Origin of the sequence: Burkholderia theae (assembly GCF_048565265.1) — a bacterium.
Lineage (GTDB): Bacteria > Pseudomonadota > Gammaproteobacteria > Burkholderiales > Burkholderiaceae > Burkholderia > Burkholderia theae.
The window spans coordinates 3297784-3322596 of the sequence record NZ_CP183462.1; the positions used below are offsets into that span (position 1 = coordinate 3297784).

Sequence of the window (24813 nt, forward strand, 5' to 3'; positions counted from 1 at the left end):
TGATATGCGCAAGGCGGGGCCGGCGCGGGGCCGGGACGCATGACAAAAGGGGCGTAGGCATGGCGGAGACGAAGGCCGGAGTCGGAACGGGCACGCAGGCGGCAGATGCGCGCGACCTGGTCGCGCTCGCCGAGCTGGCCGACATGCTGTGGCAACTGGGCGCCGAATCGACCGACGTGCCGATCGATGTCGCGCCCTATCTCGACGGCCTGAAGGCCGTCGCGCGTCGCATTCAGCGGATGAGGCCGCTCGACGCCGGCGGCCGCGAGCTGGCGGCGCGGCACTATTACGCCGGCGTCATCGCGGGCGCGTGCGGCGACGATTCGGCGATCGCGCGCGGCGTATCCGACAACCTCTTCAAGCAATCCGCCGGCGCCAGCCGGCCGGCGGCCCGTTGCTTCGCGGTGCTCGCGCACACGGGGCGGCGGCATGGCCGCGTGTTCGCCGCACAATGCGGCGATCGGGTGCTGGTGTAGCGCGCGAATGCGCGTGCCGGCCGGCGTGCGGCCGGTGTCGACGTCGTTCGGGCGCAGCAGCTCGGACGCTTAGCCAATCGATCAATCCTTCCCGAAACCGCCGAGCACCAGCGCCAGCGCGCGGTCGATCGCGTCGTCCCATTTGCCGACGTGCGCGGCGCGCACGATCCGGATGCCCGGATAGAGCGCGGTGCGCGAGCCGGTTTCCCACCGCGCGTCGGCCTTCGGGCTCAGCAGCAGCACGGCCGGCACGCCGAGCGCGCCGGCGAGGTGGATGTGCGCGGTGCAGGTGGTCACCACGGCGTCCATCGCGAGCGTCAGTGCCGCGAGATCGCTGAAATCGCCGATTGCCTGATGCGGGAACGTCACCGGCAGGTCCGATTGCTCGGATTGCGCGGACAGGTCGCGGTTGATGCAGTACGCGGCGTGACCCTGCATCCGGGTCAGCGGCGCGAAGTCACGCAGGCTGGCCGCGCGATGGAAGCGCGCGTCGCTGTCGTCGCGCCCGCGCCAGTTGAGCCCGATGCGGCGCGTGTCGGCCGAGTGGCCGTCGCGCGACACACGCTCGCGCCATGCGGCCGCGTGCGCAGGCGGGCACGACAGGTACGCGGCCGGCACGCCTTCCGGCGCCGGTGCGTAGCCGAACTGCGCGGCGAGCATCAGGAACGAGCACCAGTAGTCGTGCGCGATCTGCGACGCGTCGACCCACGCGCCATGCGCGCCGACGAACTCGATGCGCGGGAACGTATGGCGCAGCAGGCCCGTCAGCGCGTCGGGAACGACGACGGTCACGCTCTCGCAACCGAGCGAGTCGAGCGCATGCAGGTAACGCGCGTACTGGAGCTGATCGCCGACACCGCCGTAGCTGAGCACGAGCAGCCGCTTGCCTTGCAGCGACTGGCCCTGATAGAGCCGTTCCGTCGGCAGCCCGAACTGCGCGGCCGTCAGGACGTTTTCGCTGGCGACGGTGGCGCGTGCGGCCTCGTCGCGCCGGCCGGCGCGCAGCAGCAGCCCCGCGCGCGCCAGTTCGATCCGGCCGCGCGTCGCGTCGGGCAGCGCGGCCGGATCGCCGAAGCGCTCGAGTGCCGCGAGCCCGGCCTCGGGCGCGCCGGCGAAGCCGTAGCACGACGCAAGCTGCAGCGCGATCGCATCGTCGTCGAGCCCGCGGCCGCGCGCGCGTTGCCAGCGGTCGATCGCGCGCCCCCACTCGCAGCGCGATTCGTGGTCGAGCGCACGGTTCCAGTTCGTCTCGGGCGTGTCGGTATCGGTGTCGGCGGCAGCCGGGCTGTCCGCGCCGCTTTCGGCCGCCGCGGCGACGGCGAGCGGTTCACCCGTGATGATCAGGCGTTGCCGGTCCCAGCGCGGGTTCGGCACGCAGAGCATGTTCAGCCCGTCGATCCGGTAGAACGTGTAGTCGAGACCGGCGAACGTCGCGATGATCGGCGCTTCGCCGACCTTCCAGTATTCGATCCAGCACCACGGCAGATGCGTTTCGATCAGCTGGCGCGCGCCGTGCAGCGCGTCGATCTCCATCCCTTCGATGTCGAGCTTCAGGAAGTCGAGCCGCGGCAGGCCGAGCGAATCGAGCCTGACGACCGGCGTCGGCGTGCCGCCCGCCGCGTGTGCGTCGACGAGCGAGACCTGACCGAAGTCGGCGTCCTGTCCGTAGTCGACTTCGGGCACCTTCATCGTGCCGTTGGCGCTCGCGAGCCCCATGTTCAGCAGATGGAGGTTGTCGAGCTGGTTGAGCGCGACGGTGCCGCCGAGCGCCTGGAACAGTGTGCGCTGCGGCTCGAACGCATAGACACGGCCGCCGCGCTCGCGCAGCCGATGCGCGATCGGCACGCACACGAGCCCCGCATTGGCGCCGCCGTCCACGGCGATCGCGCCGTCGGGCAACTGGTCGATCACCGGCATCATCACGTCGAGCTCGCCCTGGATATGCGGCCGGCCGGTCTTGATCAGCGCCTCCGCCTGGAGCGCGCAGTGACGGTTGATGACGAACGGGCCGTGGATCGAATCGATCACGACGAAGTTGCGGACGGTCTGATTCATGGGCGAGGGGCAGGCGAAAGAGGTCAGCCGGGCGCGCGGCCGGCAAACAGGCGCTGGATCTGCGCGGAATAGGCGCGGACGTTGTGTTCGGCGAGCGTGTCGACCTGGTGCAGGCAGCGGCGGGCGGCTGCCGCGTAGTCGTCGAGCCGCGCGTCGTGCGTCTGCGCGGCGGTCGCGATCGCGCGCGCCGCGTCGAAGATCTCGAAGTCCGGGTAGTAGTAACCGACGTCGCGCAGGAACGGCGAGTTGTGCACCAGCGGGTAGTTGCCGTACAGCGCGTCGTACAGCAGGTAGTTGAGGCCGTTTTCCCAGTGATGCGACACGACGATGTCGGTGTGATGCGCAGCCCATGCGACGAACGGCGCGCGCACGTCGGCCGTCGCCTTGCCGTCGCGCACCATCTCGAGCCCGAGCGCGAGATGCTTGAAGGCGACGTTTTCCTTCTTGTCGAACGTGTTGGTCATGTACACGTGCTCGACCAGCTCCGGGTGTTCGACGTAGCACGCGTTCGCGGCGAGCATCGGCACGATCGAGCTCTTCACGACGTTCAGGTTCGGTTCGAAGAACGCGATGCGCTTCGCGGGGCCGTGGTTGCGATAACCGAAGCGCGCCTTCAGTTCGGGGTCGGCCGCGAGGCTGCGTTCGATGAAATACGGCGACCAGATGTGCGGCAGTTCGATCACCGGCGCGCGATAGACGGCCTGGAAATAGGCTGCGCACGTGTGCATGTGCTGCGGGTTGGTCCAGATCTCGTCGAACTGCACGCGGTGCGGGTTCGGCCGCCAGTCGTTCTTCTCGAAGTTGATCGTCTCGACCGCGATCACGTAGTCGTTGCCGAAGCGGTACGACACGCACTTGCCGCCGCGCCGGCGCACGACCTCCGTGTGCGACGGATCGACGAACGCGTTCATCTCGATCAGCAGGTCGGTCTGGTGGACGACGGCCGACAGCGGCCGCAGCGCGTCGCCGAACGCGTCCATCATCAGCGCCTGCGGGTAGTCGGTGATGCCGTCGTCGTGCGCGAGCCAGACCTCGCCGATCAGCGGCGACTGCTTCAGCAGCATGTACAGGTACACGCAGTGCTGGTTCGCGCCGTTGTACCAGATCGACTGCGTCGCGTCGCGCTGCACGTTCATCGTTATCGCGACATTGAGTTTCATATCGGCTCCGGTGAGGCGGGCGGTTCTTCGCTTACTGCACGGCGCCTTGCGACTGGCGCGGCACGTAGCCCGTCAGGTGCCAGCGGCCGTCGTCGTCGAGACGAAAGCTCAGCTTCTCGAACACGGTCGCGCCGCTCGTGAGCGTCGTCGCGTAGTCGACGTTCGCGTAGAGGCCGTCCGGCGTCGTCGACGAATTCGAGTAGCGGATGCGCGTGATCTGCGCCCAGCCGCGATGGTCGACCGCGCCGAAGGACTGGCGCGCACGCTGCATGTCGGCCGCGAACTGATCCTGCTTGATGCGCGCCTTCACGAACGCGGCGGCATCGCTCCACACTGCACCGTACTGGCCGGCGTCGAGCAGCTTGAACACCGCGTTCGAGTCGCGCAGCAGCGTGTCGGCCGATTCGCCGGCGGATTGTGCGTGTGCGCCGATCGCAATCGAAGCGACGGCGCAGCCGATCAGCCATTTGGCGCGGGAGAGGGGCGGGCGTGCGTTCATGTCGGGGTCCGGAGAGGGCGGCGCGTCACGCGTCGCGATAGAGGGCGGCGATCGCGTCCGAGTAAGCGGCGACGTTCGCGGGGTTGTAGATGCTGACCGACGACAGCACGTGCTTCGACTGCTCGCGGTAGGCTTCGAGGTTCGCGTCGTGCTCGGCGAATGCCTGCAGCAGTGCACGGCCGCCGGCCTGGCAGTCGAAGTCCGGATAGAAATACCCGGCCTTGCCGAGGAACGGCGAATTGTGGATCAGCGGATAGTCGCCGTACAGCAGCTCGTAATACAGGTAGTTCTGCGCGTTTTCCCACGTGTGCGACACCACCGCATCGCCGTACGCGGCCATGAACTCGTACACCGCATAACGGCTTTCGAACGTCGTGATCCCGTGGTTCACGATGTCGAGGCTCTTCGCGAAGTGGACGAAGGTGGCGTGCTCCTTGATGTGGATCGTGTTGCACACGCGCACGAACTCCAGGAACCGCGGATCGGCGCGGTACGCCTCTTCCGTGACGAGCATCGGGATGATGCTCGTCTTCACCATGCAGATGTTCGGCTCGAACATCGTCACGCGCCAGCGCGGCTTGCCCGGCTGATAACCGTACGACAAACCGCCGCCGAGCGTCGCGCGCGCCTTGTCGAACAGCATCGGATGCCAGATGTGCGGGACGATCGTGACGGGCGCGCGCAGGCCGGTCTGGTAATAGTGCAGGCACGAGCGCTCGAACTCGGGAATCGTCCACACCGCGTCGTACGGCGCGCCCGAGAACAGGAAGCCCGACGGCTTGTTGAACATTGCGCGTTCGATGTCGATCACGTAGTCGTTGCCGACCCGCATCGTGACGACCTTGCCGCCGCGCTCGTGGAACGCGCGCAGGTAGTCGGCGCCGAACTGCGCGCTCATTTCGATCAGGACGTCGCAGCGCTGCAGCGCTTCGTCCATCGTCAGCAGCGGCACGTCCCATTCGCCGAGCATCATCTGCGGATCGGCGACCTGTTCGCCGCCGTTCACCATCACGGCTTCCGCGACGAGCGGCGACTGGCGCAGCAGCAGGATCAGCAGCAGGCAGTTCTGGAAGATGCCGTTTTCCCACAGCGACTGGCCGGCGCCGCGCACGAACAGCGACACGCCGACGACGAGACGTTTGCCGTCGCCGGGCGCTTGACGGGCATTGGAGTCCGACATGCGTATTCTCCGGTTCAGGCGACCAGACGCGAGACGAACGCGTCGAGGTTCGCGGGGTTGTCGATCGAGACCGACTGCAGCAGCCGGCCGGCCTTCGCACGATAGTCGTCGAGGCGTTCGTCGTGATGCAGCCACGCATCGAGCAGCGCGCGGCCGCCCGCGGCGGCGTCGAAGTCCGGGTAGTAATAACCGGCGTCGCCGAGCAGCGTCGAGTTGTGGATCAGCGGATAACCGCCGTGCAGCACGTCGTAATACAGATAGTTCTGCCCGTTTTCCCAGTGGTGCGACACGACCGCATCCGCGTGGCGCGCCATGAAGCTCGGCAGGTCGATGCGCGGTTCGAAGGTCGCCTTGTGCTGGCGCACGAGATCGAGGCTGTTCGCGAAGTGCACGAAGGTCGGATGCTCCTTCATGTGCATCGAATTGACGACGAACATGTGCTGAACCGCGTCCGGCCGCGCGCGGTAGAACTCGTCGCACGCCAGCATCGGGTAGTGGCAGGACTTGACGACCGAGATGTTCGGTTCGAGCATCGCCAGGCGCCACGGGCGGCTGCCGGGCTGGTAGCCGAACGTCGCGCCTTCGCTGGCGAGCGCGGCGATGCGGCGATCGAGGAAGTACGGCGACCAGATGTGCGGCATCAGGTGCACCGGCGCGCGCAGGATCGTCTGCAGCATCGGCGCCGCGGTCTTGTCGTATTGCGGCAGCAGCCACACTTCGTCGAACGGCGCGCCGTTGAAGATGTGCCCGGACGGCTTTTCGAAGATCGGGGTTTCGCACAGGCCGGCGTACACGTGCCCGCAGAAGAACGCGGCGATTTTCTTGCCGAGCGCCTTCATGTGCCTGAGCCATTCGACCGGCAGCTGCGCGCCCATTTCGATCACGACATCGAGTTCGTGCGTGACGTCGGCGGGTTTCACGAGCGGGATGTCGAGGCCGTCGAGTTCGAGGCCGGCCGGCAGCGCGTTGGCGTCGCCGCCGTTCAGGAAATAGACCGGGCCGACGCGATCCGAGCGCTTGAGCATCATCGCGAGGAACGCGATGTTCTGGTGAATACCGTTTTCCCAGATCGCCTGGCCGTCCCGCGCAAACAGCGAGATGCCGACGGCCGGCCGTTGCTTGCGGGTGCCGCCCGAAGCGGCTTCATTGATGTCCGTCACCGGTTGGTTTCCTCTGCGGCGTCGTGCGTCCGGGCGCGGCGTCGAACGCGTGGACCGGAAGCGGCGCGCCGTGGATTGTCATGGTTGCATTCGCGCCGGTGCGTCGCGGCCGGCGAATCGTGCGACGTGGATCGCGGGGGCGGCAGCCGGATTCCGGCGTGTCGTCGGGCACGCCTGGCACGGCGCGCGATGCGGGCAGGCTGCCCCGGCGACTGTCTGTCGGCGATTGTGGCACGGAAATCGCCGGTTTGTGGCGGGATGTGACGAACTTTGACATAGTCGCCGGCCCAACCGGAGCGGGGCGCCGGCGAGGCGGCGCGCGGGGTGCCCGGCGGGTGTTTGGCGCGGCGCTGGCGGCCTGCCGGAGCGGGCCGCCATGTGCGGCGGCCGCTTGTTCAGTGTTGCAGCGTGATTTCGACGCGGCGGTTGCTGGCGCGACCTTCGGCCGTCGCGTTGGACGCGACCGGATCGGCCTTGCCGCGGCCCGTGACCGTCATCGAGTCGGCCTTCAGCCCGTGCGCCTTCAGATAGGCGGCGACGGCTTCGGCGCGGCGCTGCGACAGCGCGAGGTTGTAGTCGTCGCTGCCCACCGAATCCGTGAAGCCGGTGATCGTCACTTTCGAGTACGTGTGGTCCGCGTGCTCGCTCAGCAGCCGGTCGAGCGATTCGCGCGCGGTCGGCGCGAGCGTCGCGTGGTCGGTGGCGAACAGCGCGTCGCCCGACAGGTTCACGTGTTCGACGGTGGTAGCCGTCGGCTCCGCGGCCGAGGCCGGCTCCGCCGGCGCGGCGCCGCACTGGAATACCAGCGATGCCGGGTCGGAGCCGTCGCGCAGCGCGCGGGCCGAGTCGACGGTGCGCACCGGCTGGTCGCCGCAGATCTTGCGGGCGGCTTTCATGCAGGTCTGCGGGCCGGACAGCAGGCCGTGGCAGTCCACCTGGAACGTGCGCACGCCGTCGCGCGGCTGCAGTTCGGAGGCGCTGAAGGTCGGGCCGGATGCGGTCGAGCACGCGGCGAGGGCCATGGCGGAAAGCGCGAGTGCAAGAGCGAGTTTGTTCACGATTACGTCCTTAAAGCTTGGGTTGACCGAGGTCCGCCGCGGGTGGCGCGGCGGGCTCGTCCTGCTGTCGGGGCCGCCGCGGGCCGTCCGGCTGGCGAGCCGGACGGCCTGGCGGCGCGACGCGTTACTTCCACTGATACAGCATGCCGGCGCCGATCACCTTCTGACCGCCGCTGAAACCGCCGTTGATCGACGCTTTCAGGTTCTCCGTGATGCGGGCCTGCATGTTGACCGCCATCGCCTTCTGGCCGAGGAAGGTCGACGTACCGACCCCCATGCCGAAGTTGGCGTCGCGATCGAGCTGCGGGATCGAGGCCATCGCACCGACGGCCGCGATACCTTGCTTCGCCATCTGGTCGGTCTGCTGCAGTTGCGAACCCAGCGAGTTGATCTGCGCCTGTTGGCCCGACAGCGCCGTCGACAGCGTCGTCTGCACCTGCGTCAGCTGGTTCACGTTCACCGCGTCGGTGCCTTGCGTACCCGGCGCGACGTTCACGATCTGGCGCTGCTGCGTGTCGTTGCCGACCGACACCACGTTCTGGCGGCCGCCGTCCGTCGAATTCGCGCCGATCGCCACCGAGTTCGAGCCGGCGGTGACGGTCGGGACGTCGGTGCCCTTGCCGTTCATGTCGGCCGCGACTCCGTTGTTGTTGGCCGAACGGATGTTGTTGTTGTTGATCGACGTCGACAACTGGTTCAGCGTGTTGTTGATGTTCGACACGCCGCTCGACAGCGAGGCCACGTTGCTGTTCGTCGTGCTCAGGCCGGTGGACAGCGAACCGATGCCCGTCGAGGTCGACGTCGACAGCGAGTTGACGTTGCTGTTCGTCGTGCTCAGGCCCGTCGACAGCGAGTTGATCGCGGTCGAGGTCGACGTGGACAGCGAGGCCACGTTGCTGTTCGTCGTGCTCAGGCCGGTCGACAGCGAGCCGATGCCGGTCGACAGCGACGCGACGTTCGACGCGGTGGACGTCGACAGCGCGTTGACCGCGTTGTTCGTCGCATTGAGCTGGCTGCCGTTGATCGCGTCCGTGCTGGTGGCCGAGATCCGGCCGGCGGCGACGTTCGTGATCTGGCGTTCCTGGCCCGGTGCGCCGACGCTTACCACGCCGACCGGCGAGTTGCCCGCGAAGAAGTACGTGACACCGCCGATCGTGGTGCTCGACGTCGGGTTCGCGGCGCTCGTCACCGAGTTCGCGCCGAGCGCGATCGAATTGGCGACGTTCGCTTGCGCGTTCGTGCCGAAGGCGAGCGCGTCGGCGGCCGTGGCCTTGGCAGCCGAGCCGTAGGCCTGTGCGCCGGTGGCGCTGGCCGTGGACTGGTTGCCCAGCGCGATCGTGTTGTCCGCGGTGGCCTGGTTCGAGCTGCCGAGGGCGAGCGCGCTGGCGCCGTTTGCCGTGTTCGCGTTGCCGAGCGCCACTGCGCCGTTGCCGGTCGCCGTGTCGTTCGCGCCCATCGCCACTGCGCCGGTGCCCGTCGCGATGCTCGGGTCGCCGATCGCGACCGCGCCGTCGCCGGTCGCGGTGTTGCCGGAGCCGATCGACACGGCCTTGCCGCCCGTCGCCGATGCGTTCTGGCCGATGGCGACCGCGCCTGCCGACTGTGCGTTCGAGCCGTCGCCGACTGCCACGCTGCTTGCGCCCGCCGCGCTGGCGTTCACGCCGGCCGCGAGGGCGTTGGTGCCCGTTGCGCCAGTGTTGTCGTAGTTGGCTTGCTGCGTGCCGTTGTCGTTGACGCTGTAGTAGTGCGTCTTCGCGGCGTTGATCGCGGTCGAGGTCGAGGTCGACAGCGACGTCACCGAGCTGTTCGTCGTGCTCAGGCCGGTGGACAGCGAGCCGATGCCGGTCGACGTCGACGTGGACAGCGACAGGATCGTGCTGTCCGTGCTGCTCAGGCCGGTGGACAACGAGCTGATGCCGGTCGAGGTCGAAGTCGACAGCGACGTGATCGAGCTGTTGGCTGAGGACAGGCCGGTCGAGGTCGAGGTCGACAGCGAGCTGATGGAGCTGTTCGCCGAAGACAGGCCGGTCGACGTGGAACTCGACAGCGAGGTCACCGAGCTGTTCGTGCTGCTCAGGCCGGTGGACAGCGAGCTGATGCCGGTCGAGGTCGAAGTGGACAGCGACGTGATAGAGCTGTTGGCCGACGAGAGGCCGGTCGAGGTCGAAGTGGACAGCGACGTGATCGAGCTGTTGGCCGACGAGAGGCCGGTCGAGGTCGAAGTCGACAGCGACGTGATCGAGCTGTTAGCCGAGGACAGGCCGGTCGAGGTCGACGTCGACAGCGAGGTGATCGAGCTATTTGCCGACGACAGGCCGGTCGAGGTCGAGGTCGACAACGACGTGATCGAGCTGTTCGCCGATGACAGGCCAGTCGAGGTCGAGGTCGACAGCGAGGTGATCGAGCTGTTAGCCGAGGACAGGCCGGTCGACGTGGAAGTCGACAGCGAGGTGATCGAGCTATTCGCGGACGACAGGCCCGTCGAGGTCGAGGTCGAGAGCGACGTGATCGAGCTGTTGGCCGACGACAGACCCGTCGAGGTCGAAGTCGACAGCGAGGTGATGGAGCTGTTCGCGGACGACAGACCCGTCGACGTGGAGGTCGAGAGCGATGCCACCGAACTGTCGGTCGAGCTGAGGCCAGTGGACAGCGAGCTGATACCGGTCGAGGTCGACGTGGACAGCGAGGTGATCGAGCTATTCGCAGACGACAGACCCGTCGAGGTCGAAGTCGACAGCGAGGTGATGGAGCTGTTCGCGGACGACAGACCCGTCGACGTGGAGGTCGACAGCGATGCCACCGAGCTGTCGGTCGAGCTGAGGCCGGTGGACAGCGAGCTGATACCGGTCGAGGTCGACGTGGACAGCGAGGTGATCGAGCTATTCGCAGACGACAGACCCGTCGAGGTCGAAGTCGACAGCGAGGTGATGGAGCTGTTCGCGGACGACAGACCCGTCGACGTCGAGGTCGACAGCGATGCCACCGAGCTGTCGGTCGAGCTGAGGCCGGTGGACAGCGAGCTGATGCCGGTCGAGGTCGACGTCGACAGCGAGGTGATCGAGCTATTCGCGGACGACAGGCCCGTCGAGGTCGAGGTCGAGAGCGACGTGATCGAGCTGTTGGCTGACGACAGACCCGTCGACGTCGAGGTCGACAGCGATGCCACCGAGCTGTCGGTCGAGCTGAGGCCGGTGGACAGCGAGCTGATACCGGTCGAGGTCGAAGTGGACAGCGACGTGATCGAGCTATTCGCGGACGACAGACCCGTCGACGTCGAAGTCGAGAGCGATGCCACCGAACTGTCGGTCGAGCTGAGGCCCGTGGACAACGAGTTGATACCGGTCGAGGTCGACGTGGACAGCGACGTGATGGAGCTGTTAGCGGACGAGAGGCCAGTCGACGTCGAAGTCGACAGCGATGCCACCGAGCTGTCGGTCGAGCTGAGGCCCGTGGACAGCGAGCTGATACCGGTCGAGGTCGAGGTGGACAGCGAAGTGATCGAACTGTTGGCCGACGACAGGCCGGTCGAGGTCGAGGTGGACAGCGAGGTGATCGAGCTGTTAGCCGACGACAGGCCGGTCGACGTGGAGGTCGACAGCGATGTGATCGAGCTGTTCGCCGACGACAAGCCCGTCGACGTCGACGTCGAGAGCGATGCTACCGAACTGTCGGTCGAGCTGAGGCCCGTGGACAGCGAGTTGATGCCAGTCGAGGTCGAGGTGGACAGCGAAGTGATCGAACTGTTGGCCGACGACAGGCCGGTCGAGGTCGAAGTGGACAGCGACGTGATCGAGCTGTTGGCCGACGAGAGGCCGGTCGACGTGGAGGTCGACAGCGACGTGATCGAGCTATTTGCCGACGACAGACCCGTCGAGGTCGAGGTCGAGAGCGAGGTGATCGAGCTGTTAGCCGACGACAGGCCGGTCGACGTGGAAGTCGACAGCGAGGTCACCGAGCTGTCGGTCGAGCTGAGGCCCGTGGACAGCGAGCTGATACCGGTCGAGGTCGAGGTGGACAGGGACGTGATCGAGCTGTTAGCCGACGACAGACCGGTCGACGTGGAGGTCGACAGGGAGGTGATCGAGCTGTTTGCCGACGACAAGCCCGTCGACGTGGACGTCGACAGCGAGGTCACCGAACTGTCGGTCGAGCTGAGGCCGGTGGACAGTGAGCTGATACCGGTCGAGGTCGAAGTGGACAGGGACGTGATCGAGCTATTGGCCGACGACAGGCCGGTCGACGTGGAAGTCGACAGCGAAGTCACCGAGCTGTCGGTCGAGCTGAGGCCGGTGGACAGCGAGTTGATGCCGGTCGAGGTCGAGGTCGACAGCGAAGTGATGGAGCTGTTGGCCGACGACAAGCCCGTCGACGTGGACGTCGAGAGCGATGCCACCGAACTGTCGGTCGAGCTGAGGCCCGTGGACAGCGAGCTGATGCCGGTCGAGGTCGACGTGGACAGCGACGTGATCGAGCTGTTCGCCGAAGACAGGCCTGTCGAAGTCGAGGTCGACAGCGACGTGATCGAGCTGTTAGCCGACGAGAGACCCGTCGACGTGGAGGTCGACAGCGACGTGATCGAGCTGTTAGCCGACGAGAGACCCGTCGAGGTCGAGGTCGACAGCGAAGTGATCGAGCTGTTAGCCGACGACAGGCCCGTCGAGGTCGAGGTCGACAGCGAGGTGATCGAGCTGTTGGCCGACGAGAGACCCGTCGAGGTCGAGGTCGACAGCGAAGTGATCGAGCTATTGGCCGACGACAGGCCCGTCGAGGTCGAGGTCGACAGCGAAGTGATCGAGCTGTTAGCCGACGACAGGCCCGTCGAGGTCGACGTGGACAGCGAGGTGATCGAGCTGTTGGCCGACGACAGACCCGTCGACGTGGAGGTCGACAGCGACGTGATCGAGCTGTTAGCCGACGAGAGACCCGTCGAGGTCGAGGTCGACAGCGAAGTGATCGAGCTGTTAGCCGACGAGAGACCCGTCGAGGTCGAGGTCGACAGCGAAGTGATCGAGCTGTTAGCCGACGACAGACCCGTCGAGGTCGAGGTCGACAGCGAAGTGATCGAGCTATTGGCCGACGACAGGCCCGTCGAGGTCGAAGTCGACAGCGAGGTGATCGAGCTGTTAGCCGACGAGAGACCCGTCGAGGTCGAGGTGGACAGCGACGTGATCGAGCTGTTAGCCGACGACAAGCCGGTCGACGTGGAAGTCGACAACGACGAAATGGCGCTGGTCGCGGTACCAACCTGTTGGGCAACCGAATAAAGCTGGCTGCCGTTGATCGCGTCGGTACTGGTCTGCGTCACCTGGCCGGCGGCGACGTTGGTGATTTGTCGCTCGTTGCCCGCGCTGCCGACGCTAACGGTGCCGACCGGCGCGGTGCCTGCGAATCCACCGAACGTGACGCCGCTGACGGTCGCGCTGCTCGTGGGATTGGCCGCGGCGGTCTGCGAGTTGGCGCCGAGCGCGACCGAATTGTTGGTGCCGGCGACGGCGCCGCTGCCGATGGCGACTGCGTCGGTGCCGGTCGCGGTGCTGTCGGGGCCGGTCGAGTTCGCGTGGAAGTACTTGATGCCCTGGCTGTTGATGTTGTTGATCGCCGAGCCGACGCTGTTGGCGGTCGACGTCGTGCCGTTCGCGTTGTAAGTCGTGTATGCCGGCGCGGAGACCGTCCCGGTCGTCGGGTCGTACGTGGAGCCGCCACCGAGTGCCGATGCCGTGCTGTTGCCGAGGTTGTCCGTCTTGACCGTGACCGTGCTCAGGCCGGTCGACAGCGAACCGATCGAGCTCGTGGCCGTCGAGAGACCCGTCGACGTCGAGGTCGACAGCGACAGGACCGAGCTGTTTGTCGAGCTGATGCCGGTGGACAGCGAGTTGATGCCGGTCGAGGTCGACGTGGACAGCGACGTGATCGAGCTGTTGGCCGACGACAGACCCGTCGACGTGGAAGTCGAGAGCGAAGTGATCGAGCTATTGGCCGACGAGAGGCCCGTCGACGAGGAGGTCGACAGCGAGGTGATCGAGCTGTTAGCCGACGACAGACCCGTCGACGTGGAAGTCGACAGCGAAGTCACCGAGCTGTTTGTCGAGCTGAGGCCGGTGGACAGCGAGCTGATGCCGGTCGAGGTCGACGTGGACAGCGAGGTGATCGAGCTATTGGCCGACGACAAGCCGGTCGACGTGGAAGTCGACAGCGACGTGATGGAGCTGTTGGCCGAGGACAGGCCGGTCGACGTGGAAGTCGACAGCGAGGTGATCGAGCTATTGGCCGAGGACAGGCCGGTCGACGTGGAAGTCGACAGCGAGGTGATCGAGCTATTGGCCGACGACAAGCCGGTCGACGTGGAGGTCGACAACGACGTGATCGAGCTGTTAGCCGACGAAAGGCCCGTCGAGGTCGACGTGGACAGCGAGGTGATCGAACTGTTGGCCGACGACAGGCCCGTCGACGTGGAAGTCGACAGCGAAGTCACCGAGCTGTTGGTCGAGCTCAGGCCGGTGGACAGCGAGCTGATCCCGGTCGAGGTCGACGTGGACAGCGAGGTGATGGCGCTGTTAGCCGACGACAGGCCGGTCGAGGTCGAGGTCGACAGCGAAGTGATCGAGCTGTTGGCCGACGACAGACCCGTCGAGGTCGAGGTCGACAACGACGTGATTGAGCTGTTCGCAGACGACAGGCCGGTCGACGTGGAGGTCGACAGCGAAGTTACCGAGCTGTTGGTCGAGCTCAGGCCGGTGGACAGCGAACTGATGCCGGTCGAGGTCGAGGTGGACAGCGAAGTGATGGAGCTGTTAGCCGACGACAGACCCGTCGACGTCGAAGTCGACAACGACGTGATCGAGCTGTTCGCCGACGAAAGGCCGGTCGAGGTCGACGTGGACAGCGACGTGATCGAGCTGTTCGCCGACGACAAGCCGGTCGAGGTCGAGGTGGACAGCGACGTGATCGAGCTGTTAGCCGACGACAAGCCAGTCGAGGTCGAGGTGGACAGCGACGTGATCGAGCTGTTAGCCGACGACAGGCCGGTCGAGGTCGACGTCGACAGCGAGGTGATCGAGCTGTTAGCCGACGACAGGCCAGTCGAGGTCGAGGTGGACAGCGACGTGATCGAGCTGTTAGCCGACGACAAGCCGGTCGAGGTCGAGGTGGACAGCGACGTGATCGAGCTGTTAGCCGACGACAAGCCAGTCGAGGTCGAGGTGGACAGCGAAGTGATGGAGCTGTTAGCCGACGACAGACCCGTCGACGTCGAAGTCGACAACGACGTGATCGAGCTGTTAGCCGACGACAGGCCGGTCGAGGTCGACGTCGACAGCGACGTGATCGAGCTGTTAGCCGACGACAAGCCGGTCGAGGTCGAGGTGGACAGCGACGTGATCGAGCTGCTCGCCGACGACAGACCCGTCGAAGTCGACGTGGACAGCGAGCGGACCGAGCTATTGGCCGAGCTGAGGCCCGTGGACAGCGAGCTGATGCCGGTCGAAGTCGAGGTCGACAGCGAGCCGATCGAGCTATTAGCCGACGAGAGGCCGGTCGAGGTCGAGGTCGACAGCGAGCCGATCGAGCTATTAGCCGACGACAGGCCGGTCGACGTAGACGTCGACAGCGAGCCAATCGAGCTATTGGCCGACGAGAGCCCCGTCGAAGTCGACGTGGACAGCGAACCGATCGAGCTGTTCGCCGACGACAACCCCGTCGACGTCGAAGTCGACAGGCTCGTGATGCTCGACGTCGTCGTGCTTGCCACGGCGTAGAGCTGGCTGCCGTTGATCGCGTCGGTGCTGGTTGCGCTGACGAGGCCCGCCGCGACGTTCTGGATGCGGCGTTCGAAGTTCGGCTGGCCGACGCTGACTACGCCGCCTGCCGCGCCGGAGCCGGCATAGCTGCCGAACGTCTGACCGCCGATGGTCGTGCTGCTGACCACCGTGGTGCCGCCGGTCGTCCCCGACAGCGCGCTTGTCGTTTGGGAGTTGTAGCCGAGGGCGACCGAGTTCGCGACATTGGCGCTCGACGCGACGCCGATCGCGACGGCGTTCGTGGCCGACGCATTGGCATTTTGTGCGAATGCGACCGAACCCGAACCCGATGCGGTCGAGTTTGAACCGAAGGCGGTCGCATAGCTGTTCGACGCCGTGGCGGCGGAACCCACGGCCACGGACCCGGAATTGCCGCTGGCCGTCGAGCCGTTGCCGAGTGCAACCGCGTCCGAGCCGCTGGCTACAGTGGTCGCCGAAAAGCTGCCGACGTTGCCCATTGCGATTGAACCGGTGCCCGTCGACGTCGCGGAATTGCCGATTGCGACCGAGCCGTTCGTGCCCGTGGCCGTGGACCCGCGACCGACTGCAACGGAGGTATTGAGCGCGGTGGTGTTGGTGCCGATCGCGACCGAATCGGTGCCGCCGGCCGATGCGGTAGAGCCCAGCGCGGTTGCGCCGCTCGCGGACGCATTCGAGAACCGGCCCAGTGCAATCGAGTTGCTACCCGAGGCTATCGCGCCACCTGTGCCCGAACTGTTGCCGCCACCGATCGCGATCGCGCTGGAGCCCGATGCAGTAGTGTCGTTGCCGACCGCGGTCGCACCCGTGTTCAGCGCCTTCGCGCCGGAGCCGATGCCGATCGCGCTTGCGCCGGTCGCCGTCGTGGCCTGGCCGAAAGCCTGGGAATAGTTGCCCGATGCCGTTGCGTTCGCACCGATCGCAATGGACGTCGAACCGCTGGCGGTCGTCGTGCTGCCGGCGCCGCCGCCGATTGCGATTGCCTGGCCACCGGTTGCCGCGACGGCGCCGGAGGTACCCGTCGAGAAGCCCCCCGCGCTGTACTGCGCATGCGCAACATTACCGACGGTCGCCCCCGCTACGAGGACGGCGGTTGCAACGGCCTTCACGACGGCCGACTTGTTCGGCTTGCCCCGTGCCGAATCGTGTTCCGATGCCGCGACCCAGGCGCCAAGAGCTTCGTTCCAGATCGAGCGGTATGTGCGGTTCATGTCCTGCTACCTCCAAATATGCACGCCACACACCGGTCTCTTTCGTTAGAGGAATATTCCGTGCGCTCGCGCGAATCTCAAAATTGATGGGCGGAGTTTATTGGAGGTCGATTTTAGAGATTGATAAAAAGTGATAAATGAAGGGTTTGGAAAGTTAAAAGATGGTTAATGCATCGTGTTTTGATGTATCGATGACGAACGAATTTGAAAGATGTAAGAATGTGACGTGTAGGGTTTGAATTTTTCGGGGTGGATGCGATATTTCGTATAAAAATCAACTGCTTGCGTGTGTTTTGTGCGGTGGCCTACACACGGAAAAGGCTGAAAAGTAAGACAAATGAAATAGCAAACGTTTGCGGGGCTGATCATTCTTTCTAAGTTGTAATATTCACGGAGGCACCGGTCTATAATATGCTGAATATCTTGTTAATTTTTTAAGGCGGTATTTAAAGATGGTTTTGTTCTTATTTTATTTGGTTATCTATAAATCAATTTAATTTGAATCGACGGATATCGGGCTGTGCTGATTTGCGCATCGGGTTCGCCGTGACCGCCCGTGTGACGGGCGTTCCGGGCCGGCCGGTCCGTCGAATTTGTAAAAAAGTGCTACAGGACGATGCGCCGGGCCGTCACCATTCAAATTTCGAATTTGTCCTATTGACGATATCGATGATGTTGGTATCCGGGCGGGATTCGGGGGCGTGCCGAACCGCCTCGGGAGGGGGCCGCGCGACGGTCGCTCGCCGGGTGGCGACAGGTTGTTAAAGACGCGGGTCGGCGTCGTGGCGACGCGCCCGAATTGTCAGATCATGGGTGCGGCAATTTGCCCGATGCGCGGCGTGCGCGCACGGCGGCGCCGGAGAAAAAAGGGCAGGTGTAAATGTATCGGGCGCGCCACAAACGGCGGGTGGATCGAGTTCGGCAGGGTCCCGCAGCGCATCGACGGGCGCCGGAGCGCGCAACCGCGAGAACGGAACCGGCGAGCGTGCGGCCCGCACCGGCTCGCGCATCCCGCGGCAGCGCGCCCGGCCTTACTTCTTGAGAAACCGCAGCGCGAAGCGCGCCAGGCGCGGCACGAACATCGGGCGCAGCAGGCGCTTGTCGTAACCGGCCATCCGCCGGTCGTTCTCGACGAGACACAGTTCGATCAGCTCGCGCGGGTTCAGCGCGTCGCCGATGTCGGCGGTGCCGGTCGCCGGGAAGTTCGCGTCACGCGCGGCGCCGTCGGCATCGATGCCGCGCGCGATGCCGATGCGGTCGCGGATCAGGTGCACCCACACGGCCGCGACGCGCGCGAAGAACCACGGCCGGCGCCACCACGGCATCGTGCGCCAGTACCACGCGTACCAGTTCGCGAAGAACAGGATGTGGCGGCCTTCTTCCTGGATCACGGGCTCGAAGGTGTCGACGAGTTCGGGCGGGAAATAGCCGGAGCGCTGCGCGGATCGGAACAGGCCGAACGCGAAGAAGCTGTCGATGCATTCGCTGAAGCCGGTGATCATCCACGACCACTCGGGGTCGGTCGGTGCCGGGTAGGGCGGCTCGGGCGCGAGCCGGATACCGTACGCCTCGACGAGCTTCGACAGCACGACCTTGTGGCGCGCTTCCTCGCCGCCGTCCATTTCGAGTGCGCGGCGCAGCAGCGCATCGTCGATCGACTCCGCGTACGTCGCCACGCGGATCGATGCGCGGCCTTCGGTTTGCACCGCGATGTCCCAGATCGGCAGCGACGTAAGGCGCTTGAGTTCGTCGGGCTTGAGCGCCGGCCAATCGATCACGGCCGGCTTGTACGGGTTGTGTGTGTCGAGCAGCATGCGGCAGAACATCTGCTTGTGCGCATCGGAACCGATCCTGACCGGACCTTGCCTCTCGAAGGTCCAGTTGCGCATTGCGTGATCTGCGGCTGCGTGCTCTTTCTGCAGCGTGTCAGTCATGGCTGTTGTTATGCGATTACGGGCTGAAAGATTCTTGCATAGCTTCCGTAAACGCGTATTTTCGAGCGGCCATGCGCACGCCGGCCAGGCGCGCGTCACACGTGCGTGTCGACCCAGAGACGGCCCCAACGGGACGCGTAGGCGAGCGCGTGTTCCTCTTCGAAGAAGAAATCGATGGCGTCGAACGACACGGAGCGCGGCGACGGCCCGCCGCCCGCCCGCTCGATCGTCAGGTTGGCGGCGAACAGCCCGTTCGGCAACCGGGCGGCAGCGGGGGCGACTTCATAGCCCTTGTAGCGGATCGTACGGTTCATGGCGTGTGCGGAGAAAGTTCGGACTTTCAGCGTACGAAAACCCGCCGGCCGCGTGAACCAATCTTTCGGGCAATGCAAATCACGCGGCAGGCTGAATCGTTATCGGGGCGGTATGCAGGGAAAGGACCACGGCGGCGAAGCGTCGGCGCGCACGGCACGTCGCCGCGCGGCCGAAGACGCGCCGCCCGCGCGCGGCGAATCGGGTCAACCGGGCGCGGGCGGCGGAATGCGGGGGGATTACGGGTGGTTGGCGATCTTCAGCACGGGTGCGAGCGCGTCGACCGAAGCCGCATGCGTGGCCGCGCGATGCGATGCGAACGCGAGCGCGAACTCCGCCGCTTGCGCACCGACCGTCTCGAGTTGCGCGGTGACCTTCGGATCCGAGCAACTGTCGGCGCTTTCGAAACGTGTTTCGAGCGTGTTCACGGTCGCGCCGAACGGCGTCGGCCAGCCGCGCAGCGCATGAACGATCGAACGCAGCGACGTCAGCACCGTGCCGGCTGCCTGCCAACCGTAGGCGGTAACGATCAGGCCGACCGCGCGGCCGTCGAGATAGGGGCGATCGTCCGCGCGCAGTTCCTCGAGCGTGTCGAGTGCGTTCTTCACGAGACCGGAGACGCCGCCGTGATAGCCGGGCGTTGCGATGATGATCGCGTCGGCCTGGCGCACGGCGTCGATCAGTTCGCGTTGCGCGTCGGTCAGCGTTTTGTGTTCGGGGGCGTAGTGCGGCAGCGTATGCAGGAACGGGCCGTCGAAGAGGCGCGTGCGTGCGCCGGCGGCTTGCGCGCCGCGCAGCGCGAACGACAGTGCGCGTTCGGTGGACGACGCGGCCCGGGTGGTACCGCCGATGCCGACGACGAACGGGCGGCGGTGTTGATCGAATGCAGTCAAGGGGCGCTCCTCGGGGATGGCTTGCCCGGCTAAGCACAGGCTTAAAACCAGATGGTAACGACCCCGTTGCCACTCTGAAAACGACTTTTCGTTCTATCGATATGCCGCGCAGCGGGGGCAATCGTGTGCGTGGCCGCGCAGATCGATAGCAGAAATGCTTGGTTGGGACGGTACGCCGCGCTCGATAAGATGGGCCCGTCTCCTCCATGATGTCTCTACTGACATGGGTTGGCCCCGCCGGGCGGATGCTGGCGGGGCTTTTTTTTGGTTCATCGCAGGAAACCGTGGAGCGTTTTCGAGCGATTGCATAATCTGACACATGATTTTAAGGATGTCGGAGGAAGCAATTGCTCGATCGAAAGGCACTTCAGGCGCTGGGCTGCTGGACCGGCTATCGGTTGGAACGGGTGGAATGGCCGCAAGGAGAAGAGCGCACGCTGTCGCTATATCTGAGGCCGGTCAGCAAGGTCATGTACTGCGAGCAATGCGGTGCACGCTGCCAGCAAATCCATGAGACGGTGGTTCGTCGAGTGCGCGATCTGCCGCTGTTCGAATATCGGGTGGTGCTGCACGTTCCCCGTCGCCGGGTCTGGTGCGAACACTGCGGCGGCCCGCGACTGGAGAAGCTGGCGTGGCTGGGCCGCTACCAGCGAGTGACGGAGCGGTTCGCCAAGGCTTGCGAGAAGTTGCTGCAAGCGGCCAGCGTACAAGCGGTGGCGGGCTTCTACGATCTGGGCTGGCACACGGTCAAATCGATCGACAAGATGCGCCTGCGAGCACGCGTGGCCGAGCCGGACTGGTCGACGATCCGCTATCTGGCGATGGACGAGTTCGCGCTGCACAAAGGCCATCGCTACGCCACGGTGGTGGTTGATCCGATCGGCCGGCAGGTGCTCTGGGTCGGGCCAGGACGTTCGCGCGAAACGGCGCGAGCCTTCTTCGAACAACTCCCTGAAGGCGTGGCCGAGCGTATCGAAGCAGTTGCGATCGACATGACCACGGCCTACGAGCTGGAGATCAAGGAACAGTGCCCGCAGGCGGAAATCGTCTTCGATCTGTACCACGTCGTGGCCAAGTACGGGCGCGAAGTGATCGACCGAGTTCGGGTGGATCAGGCCAACCAACTGCGAGATGACAAACCAGCGCGGAAGGTTCTGAAGTCCAGCCGCTGGCTGTTGCTGCGCAACCGCCATAACTTGAAACCAGAACAGGCGGTACACCTGAAGGAACTGCTGGCCGCCAATCAATCGCTGCTATGCGTCTATGTGCTGCGCGACGAACTCAAGCGGCTCTGGTTCTACCGAAAGCCAGCCTGGGCGGAAAAAGCCTGGGGGCAATGGTTCGAACAGGCCCAGCAAAGCGGGATTGCCGCCCTGCAAAAGTTCGCCCAGCGCTTGCAGGGGTATTGGCATGGAATCGTGACTCGCTGCCGCCATCCGCTCAATACCAGCGTTGTTGAAGGCATCAACAACACTATCAAGGTCATCAAGCGCAGGGCTTACGGGTACCGCGACGAGGAATACTTCTTCCTCAAGATCCGCGCCGCGTTCCCCGGAATTCCGCGATGAACCTTTTTTTTGTTCATCGCGGGAAAGCCGTGTTGCGCGTGTTGGCGCACGCAACATGCCGAGCCTAGAGCTTGAAAACGTTGACCGCCGTGTGCAGCTTCCTCGCTTGATCGTCCAGCGACTGCGCTGCTGCGGCAGCCTGTTCCACCAGCGCCGCATTCTGCTGGGTGACTTCGTCCATCTGCGTGACTGCCTGCCCAACCTGATCGATTCCCTTGCTTTGCTCGTCGGAGGCCGCGGCAATTTCTCCCATGATGTCCGTCACCCGCTTGATGCTGGTCACCACCTCCTCCATCGTGTTGCCCGCCTGATCGACCAGCCTTGTGCCTGTTTCGACCTTGCGCACCGAATTTTCGATCAGCGTCTTGATTTCCTTGGCCGCTGCCGCGGAGCGTTGCGCGAGCGTGCGCACCTCGGTGGCGACCACCGCGAAACCCCGGCCATGTTCGCCTGCGCGGGCGGCCTCCACCGCGGCATTGAGCGCGAGAATATTGGTCTGAAAAGCGATCCCGTCGATCACGCCGATGATGTCGACGATCTTCGCCGAGCTGGCGTTGATTTCTCCCATGGTCGCGACCATCTCGCCCACCGCGTCGCCTCCCCTGACCGCGATGGTCGCGGATGACTGCGCCAGCCCATTGGCCTGCCGGGCATTCTCCGTGTTCTGTCGCACCGTGCCGGTCAACTCCTCCATGCTCGCAGCCGTCTCCTGAAGCGAAGCGGCCTGCTCTTCGGTGCGGCTCGACAGGTCGACATTGCCTGCGGCAATCTGCTTCGAAGCCGTGCTCACCGATTCCGCGGAGTCCCGCACCGCGCCCATGACCTCGGCGATCCGGCCCATCAGGTGATTGAAGGCAGCAGCCGTCTGGCTGATTTCGTCTTTACCCTGAACGGACGCACGCCTTGTCAGGTCGAGTGATTCACTCGCTTGCTGCAACGTCCCCTGGATGCCGCCCAGCGCGCGCTGGATCGAACGGGACAGCAGGAGAATCCATCCGACGACAATCGCCATCGCAACGACCAATACGGTCATGACCGTCCTGACCGCATTCGTGCTGACGCGGTTGGCAAGTTCCGCGGCTTGCTGGCCACGATTTCCGACTTCCGTGATGGTCGCCTCGATCGACGCACTGAGCGGCTGAAAGTCGTTGTGGTAGAGCGAACCGACCTGATCGTTGGCCGCCTTGGGATCATGGGCGGCCAGTTCGATCAGCTGTCGTGATTTCTGGTCGTACGCATTCCATTGGGCGCGCAGCGTCTTGAGCCTTGCTTGTTGATCCTGGGAATCGAACAGCGGGCCAACGATCTCGGCCCATTTGCCGATGTTTCGTTCTGCTTCGGAAAAGATCTTCTTGGTATCGTCCGACGCCGGGTCAAGCTCGACCGTGGAAAGCGCGCTTGCCTTGATTTCCGTTATGCCGCGCACCTGCGTCTCCCGGCGATGCGAGGCCGCCTCCGCATCGCTCACGGAACCGAATCCGAACGACGTCACAGCGATACCGCCCCCGATGGCCATCAGCGTGACGAGCATCAAAATCTGAAGTTTTAACTTGATGGTCATAGCAGGTCGTAGCGAGACTCCAAGGATTTTTGGCAGAGAAACCGACTCTGTACATGAATCGGTTAACGGTGCGCGTCATTGGTTACTAGAGTCCGGTCTACTACCGATATTCAGCGTTAACGCGTGGGGATTTGTCAGGCTAATTCGCTTTGGGGGTGCCCTCCATTTCCTCAGAGGGAATCGGGAGATGCGGTGTTGACGTGACGTATGGTGACGAATGAAAACGACGTTCGGCGTGCAACGCCGCCATCGTGATGGTGAACGTCCGTGTCCGTCGATGACGCAACGTGTGGCAGCGACGGGTTGAATCCGCAGGGACGCGCAGGTGACCGCAACTTGCCGAACGTCGACGGTCAGCGTCGCGTTCCCACGAAAATCCGCGATGTACTTTTATTCTGTTCCGGTGGGGAGCAGGGGCGCGATGCCCGGGCCGTTACTCGAACACCGGCCGGAAGAAGCTGCGCTCGTAGCTGACGATGCAGCGCGTTTCCTCCGCGTAGCGGAACGCGGCCTGGCAGGCCGGATCGTCCTTCGAGCGTTCGCGATAGCGCTCGTACTCGGCGAGGCTCGGGAACGAGAACATCGCGAGCGCGATATTGCTCGCACCTTCGGATGGCAGGAAGTAGCCGTGATGCGTGCCGCCGAATTGCTCGACGAGCGGAATCCACATCTTGCCGTAGGTTTCGAACTGGTCGAGCTTGTACGGATCGACGACGTAGCGAAGGAAGCAGGTGACCATGAGCGCTCTCGGTGCGGGTGGAGGAGCAGCGAGTCTGGATGGCGTCGCCGCATGTGTCAACGGCGAGCGGATCCGGCCTCGATGCACTCGCGGGATTCATTGCTTGCGCGAACAACGATTGGCGCTCTTTCGTGCGTCCACAACGATGTATGCGGAGCGGCCGTATGCACCGTCGCCACCGTTTCTCCCGCACGCATTCCCCCAAACTTTTACGACATTTTTTCTTGCGAGGGCGGTCGGCGCGCTCATAGACTTCGAGCATCCCAATCACGGAGCACTGCGATGTCGATACCCTGGAACGCGATGGCCGAACGTCTCCCCGCTGCGCCGCCTTCCGTGTGCGCCGACCGGGTGGTCGTACGGCGTTTCGATCCGGCAGTCGACAGCTATGCGCAACTCACGCCGATGCTGCATCGTGCGTTCGCACGGCTCGGCGCGATGGGGCTCAACTGCACGTGCGTCGATCAGGACGAAGACGTCACGCGCCGCCGCGCGGAAGCGGGCGAGTGTTATGTCGCCGTGTGCGGCGGGCGCGTGATCGGCACGGCCACGCTGTATGGCACCGATCCGTCTTCGGCCTGCTCGCTGTACCGCCGGGAAGGCGTCGCGAGCGTGCGCCAGGTGGCTGTCGATCCCGATTGCCAGAGCCGCGGGATCGGCGCGCTGCTGCTGTCGTTCGCCGAGCAGTGGGCCGCGTTGCGCGGCTATACGCTGCTCGCGCTGGATACGCCGCATCCCGCTTCGCATCTGCTGGCGTTCTACGGTGCGCAGGGTTTCGACGTCGTCGACGTGATGCGCTTCGCCGGCAAGCGCTACGACAGCGCGATCCTTTGCAAGCGGCCTGTCGCGCACGTCGTGCGCCGGATGTCGCCGGCGTCGCGGCTGGCTGCGCGCATGGCGGCCGTGCGGCGTCTTGCGTTTGCATTGCCGTCGCGCATTGCCGCGGTGGCGCGGCGCGACCTGCGTGTGCGCCGTGGCGCCGGATTGGCCGCGCGCCGTGCAGCCGGCGCCGCGAGCTGCCGTTCGTCTCCGTGGCGGCCGCGCCAGCATGGGCGCCACACGTTCGGCTGAGCGCCGCGCCCGGGCTCGCTTTCCTGCTTTGACCGCGTAACGTCGCGTGAGCGGAGTGTGGCGCTTCCGCTCGTGTACGGCCCATGAGACACCCCCGCCGCGCCGCGGCGAAACCGACGTTTACGCGCTTTTTATGCTCCGACGCGATCCTTTGCCGCGAT

At 65.1% G+C, this 24813-nt stretch carries 15 protein-coding genes; 3 read left to right on the top strand and 12 right to left on the bottom strand.

Features of this window, described 5'->3' with window-relative positions; all coding sequences use genetic code 11:
- Positions 1 to 59: 59 nt before the first annotated feature.
- Positions 60 to 476 carry a hypothetical protein gene (locus ACN22W_RS32385; RefSeq protein WP_419688593.1) on the top strand — a complete coding sequence of 139 codons (417 nt, stop codon included), beginning with the start codon at positions 60 to 62 and terminating at the stop codon, positions 474 to 476.
- 81 nt (positions 477 to 557) lie between these two features.
- Here ACN22W_RS32385 and ACN22W_RS32390 read toward each other — a convergent pair whose 3' ends face one another.
- The 10 genes from ACN22W_RS32390 to ACN22W_RS32435 all read right to left on the bottom strand — a co-directional run bounded on the left by ACN22W_RS32390 (position 558) and on the right by ACN22W_RS32435 (position 19713).
- Positions 558 to 2531: an FkbM family methyltransferase gene (locus ACN22W_RS32390; protein ID WP_419688595.1), complete on the bottom strand. Its 1974-nt coding sequence runs from the start codon at positions 2529 to 2531 to the stop codon at positions 558 to 560.
- A gap of 23 nt (positions 2532 to 2554) precedes the next feature.
- Positions 2555 to 3691, bottom strand: coding sequence for a DUF2827 family protein (locus ACN22W_RS32395; protein ID WP_419688597.1), 1137 nt, complete (start codon positions 3689 to 3691; stop codon positions 2555 to 2557).
- A gap of 31 nt (positions 3692 to 3722) precedes the next feature.
- The gene (locus ACN22W_RS32400; RefSeq protein WP_129515742.1) at positions 3723 to 4190 is read right to left on the bottom strand and encodes a DUF4019 domain-containing protein; all 468 of its coding nucleotides are present in this window, start codon (positions 4188 to 4190) and stop codon (positions 3723 to 3725) included.
- Between the two features lie 25 nt (positions 4191 to 4215).
- Complete coding sequence (locus tag ACN22W_RS32405; protein WP_193099810.1) at positions 4216 to 5370, bottom strand: DUF2827 domain-containing protein; 1155 nt, start codon at positions 5368 to 5370, stop codon at positions 4216 to 4218.
- Positions 5371 to 5384: 14 nt separating this feature from the next.
- Complete coding sequence (locus ACN22W_RS32410; protein ID WP_419688598.1) at positions 5385 to 6530, bottom strand: DUF2827 domain-containing protein; 1146 nt, start codon at positions 6528 to 6530, stop codon at positions 5385 to 5387.
- Positions 6531 to 6925: 395 nt separating this feature from the next.
- On the bottom strand, positions 6926 to 7588 hold the full coding sequence (locus tag ACN22W_RS32415; RefSeq protein ID WP_419688600.1) for an OmpA family protein: 663 nt from the start codon (positions 7586 to 7588) through the stop codon (positions 6926 to 6928).
- A 124-nt stretch (positions 7589 to 7712) separates the two neighbouring features.
- Positions 7713 to 16574, bottom strand: coding sequence for a YadA-like family protein (locus ACN22W_RS32420; RefSeq protein WP_419689862.1), 8862 nt, complete (start codon positions 16572 to 16574; stop codon positions 7713 to 7715).
- 1031 nt (positions 16575 to 17605) lie between these two features.
- Positions 17606 to 18508, bottom strand: coding sequence for an aminomethyltransferase (locus tag ACN22W_RS32425; protein ID WP_048251259.1), 903 nt, complete (start codon positions 18506 to 18508; stop codon positions 17606 to 17608).
- Positions 18509 to 18603: 95 nt separating this feature from the next.
- Complete coding sequence (locus ACN22W_RS32430) at positions 18604 to 18822, bottom strand: hypothetical protein (protein WP_048251238.1); 219 nt, start codon at positions 18820 to 18822, stop codon at positions 18604 to 18606.
- 237 nt (positions 18823 to 19059) lie between these two features.
- Positions 19060 to 19713, bottom strand: coding sequence for an NADPH-dependent FMN reductase (locus ACN22W_RS32435; RefSeq protein ID WP_048251237.1), 654 nt, complete (start codon positions 19711 to 19713; stop codon positions 19060 to 19062).
- A gap of 347 nt (positions 19714 to 20060) precedes the next feature.
- On the opposite strand from ACN22W_RS32435, the gene ACN22W_RS32440 reads away from it, so the two are divergent.
- A complete protein-coding gene (locus ACN22W_RS32440) occupies positions 20061 to 21281 on the top strand; it encodes an ISL3 family transposase (RefSeq protein ID WP_419684184.1) in 1221 nt (406 codons plus the stop codon).
- A 64-nt stretch (positions 21282 to 21345) separates the two neighbouring features.
- On the opposite strand, the gene ACN22W_RS32445 is transcribed toward ACN22W_RS32440, so the two are convergent.
- Complete coding sequence (locus tag ACN22W_RS32445) at positions 21346 to 22842, bottom strand: methyl-accepting chemotaxis protein (protein ID WP_419688602.1); 1497 nt, start codon at positions 22840 to 22842, stop codon at positions 21346 to 21348.
- 433 nt (positions 22843 to 23275) lie between these two features.
- Entirely contained in the window at positions 23276 to 23581 is a 306-nt protein-coding gene (locus tag ACN22W_RS32450) for an NIPSNAP family protein (RefSeq protein ID WP_193099815.1), read from the bottom strand.
- 282 nt (positions 23582 to 23863) lie between these two features.
- Here ACN22W_RS32450 and ACN22W_RS32455 point away from each other — a divergent pair, with 282 nt between their 5' ends.
- Positions 23864 to 24652 (top strand): GNAT family N-acetyltransferase, encoded by a 789-nt coding sequence (locus ACN22W_RS32455; RefSeq protein ID WP_343493571.1) that lies wholly within the window; start codon positions 23864 to 23866, stop codon positions 24650 to 24652.
- The last annotated feature ends 161 nt before the right edge of the window (positions 24653 to 24813 follow it).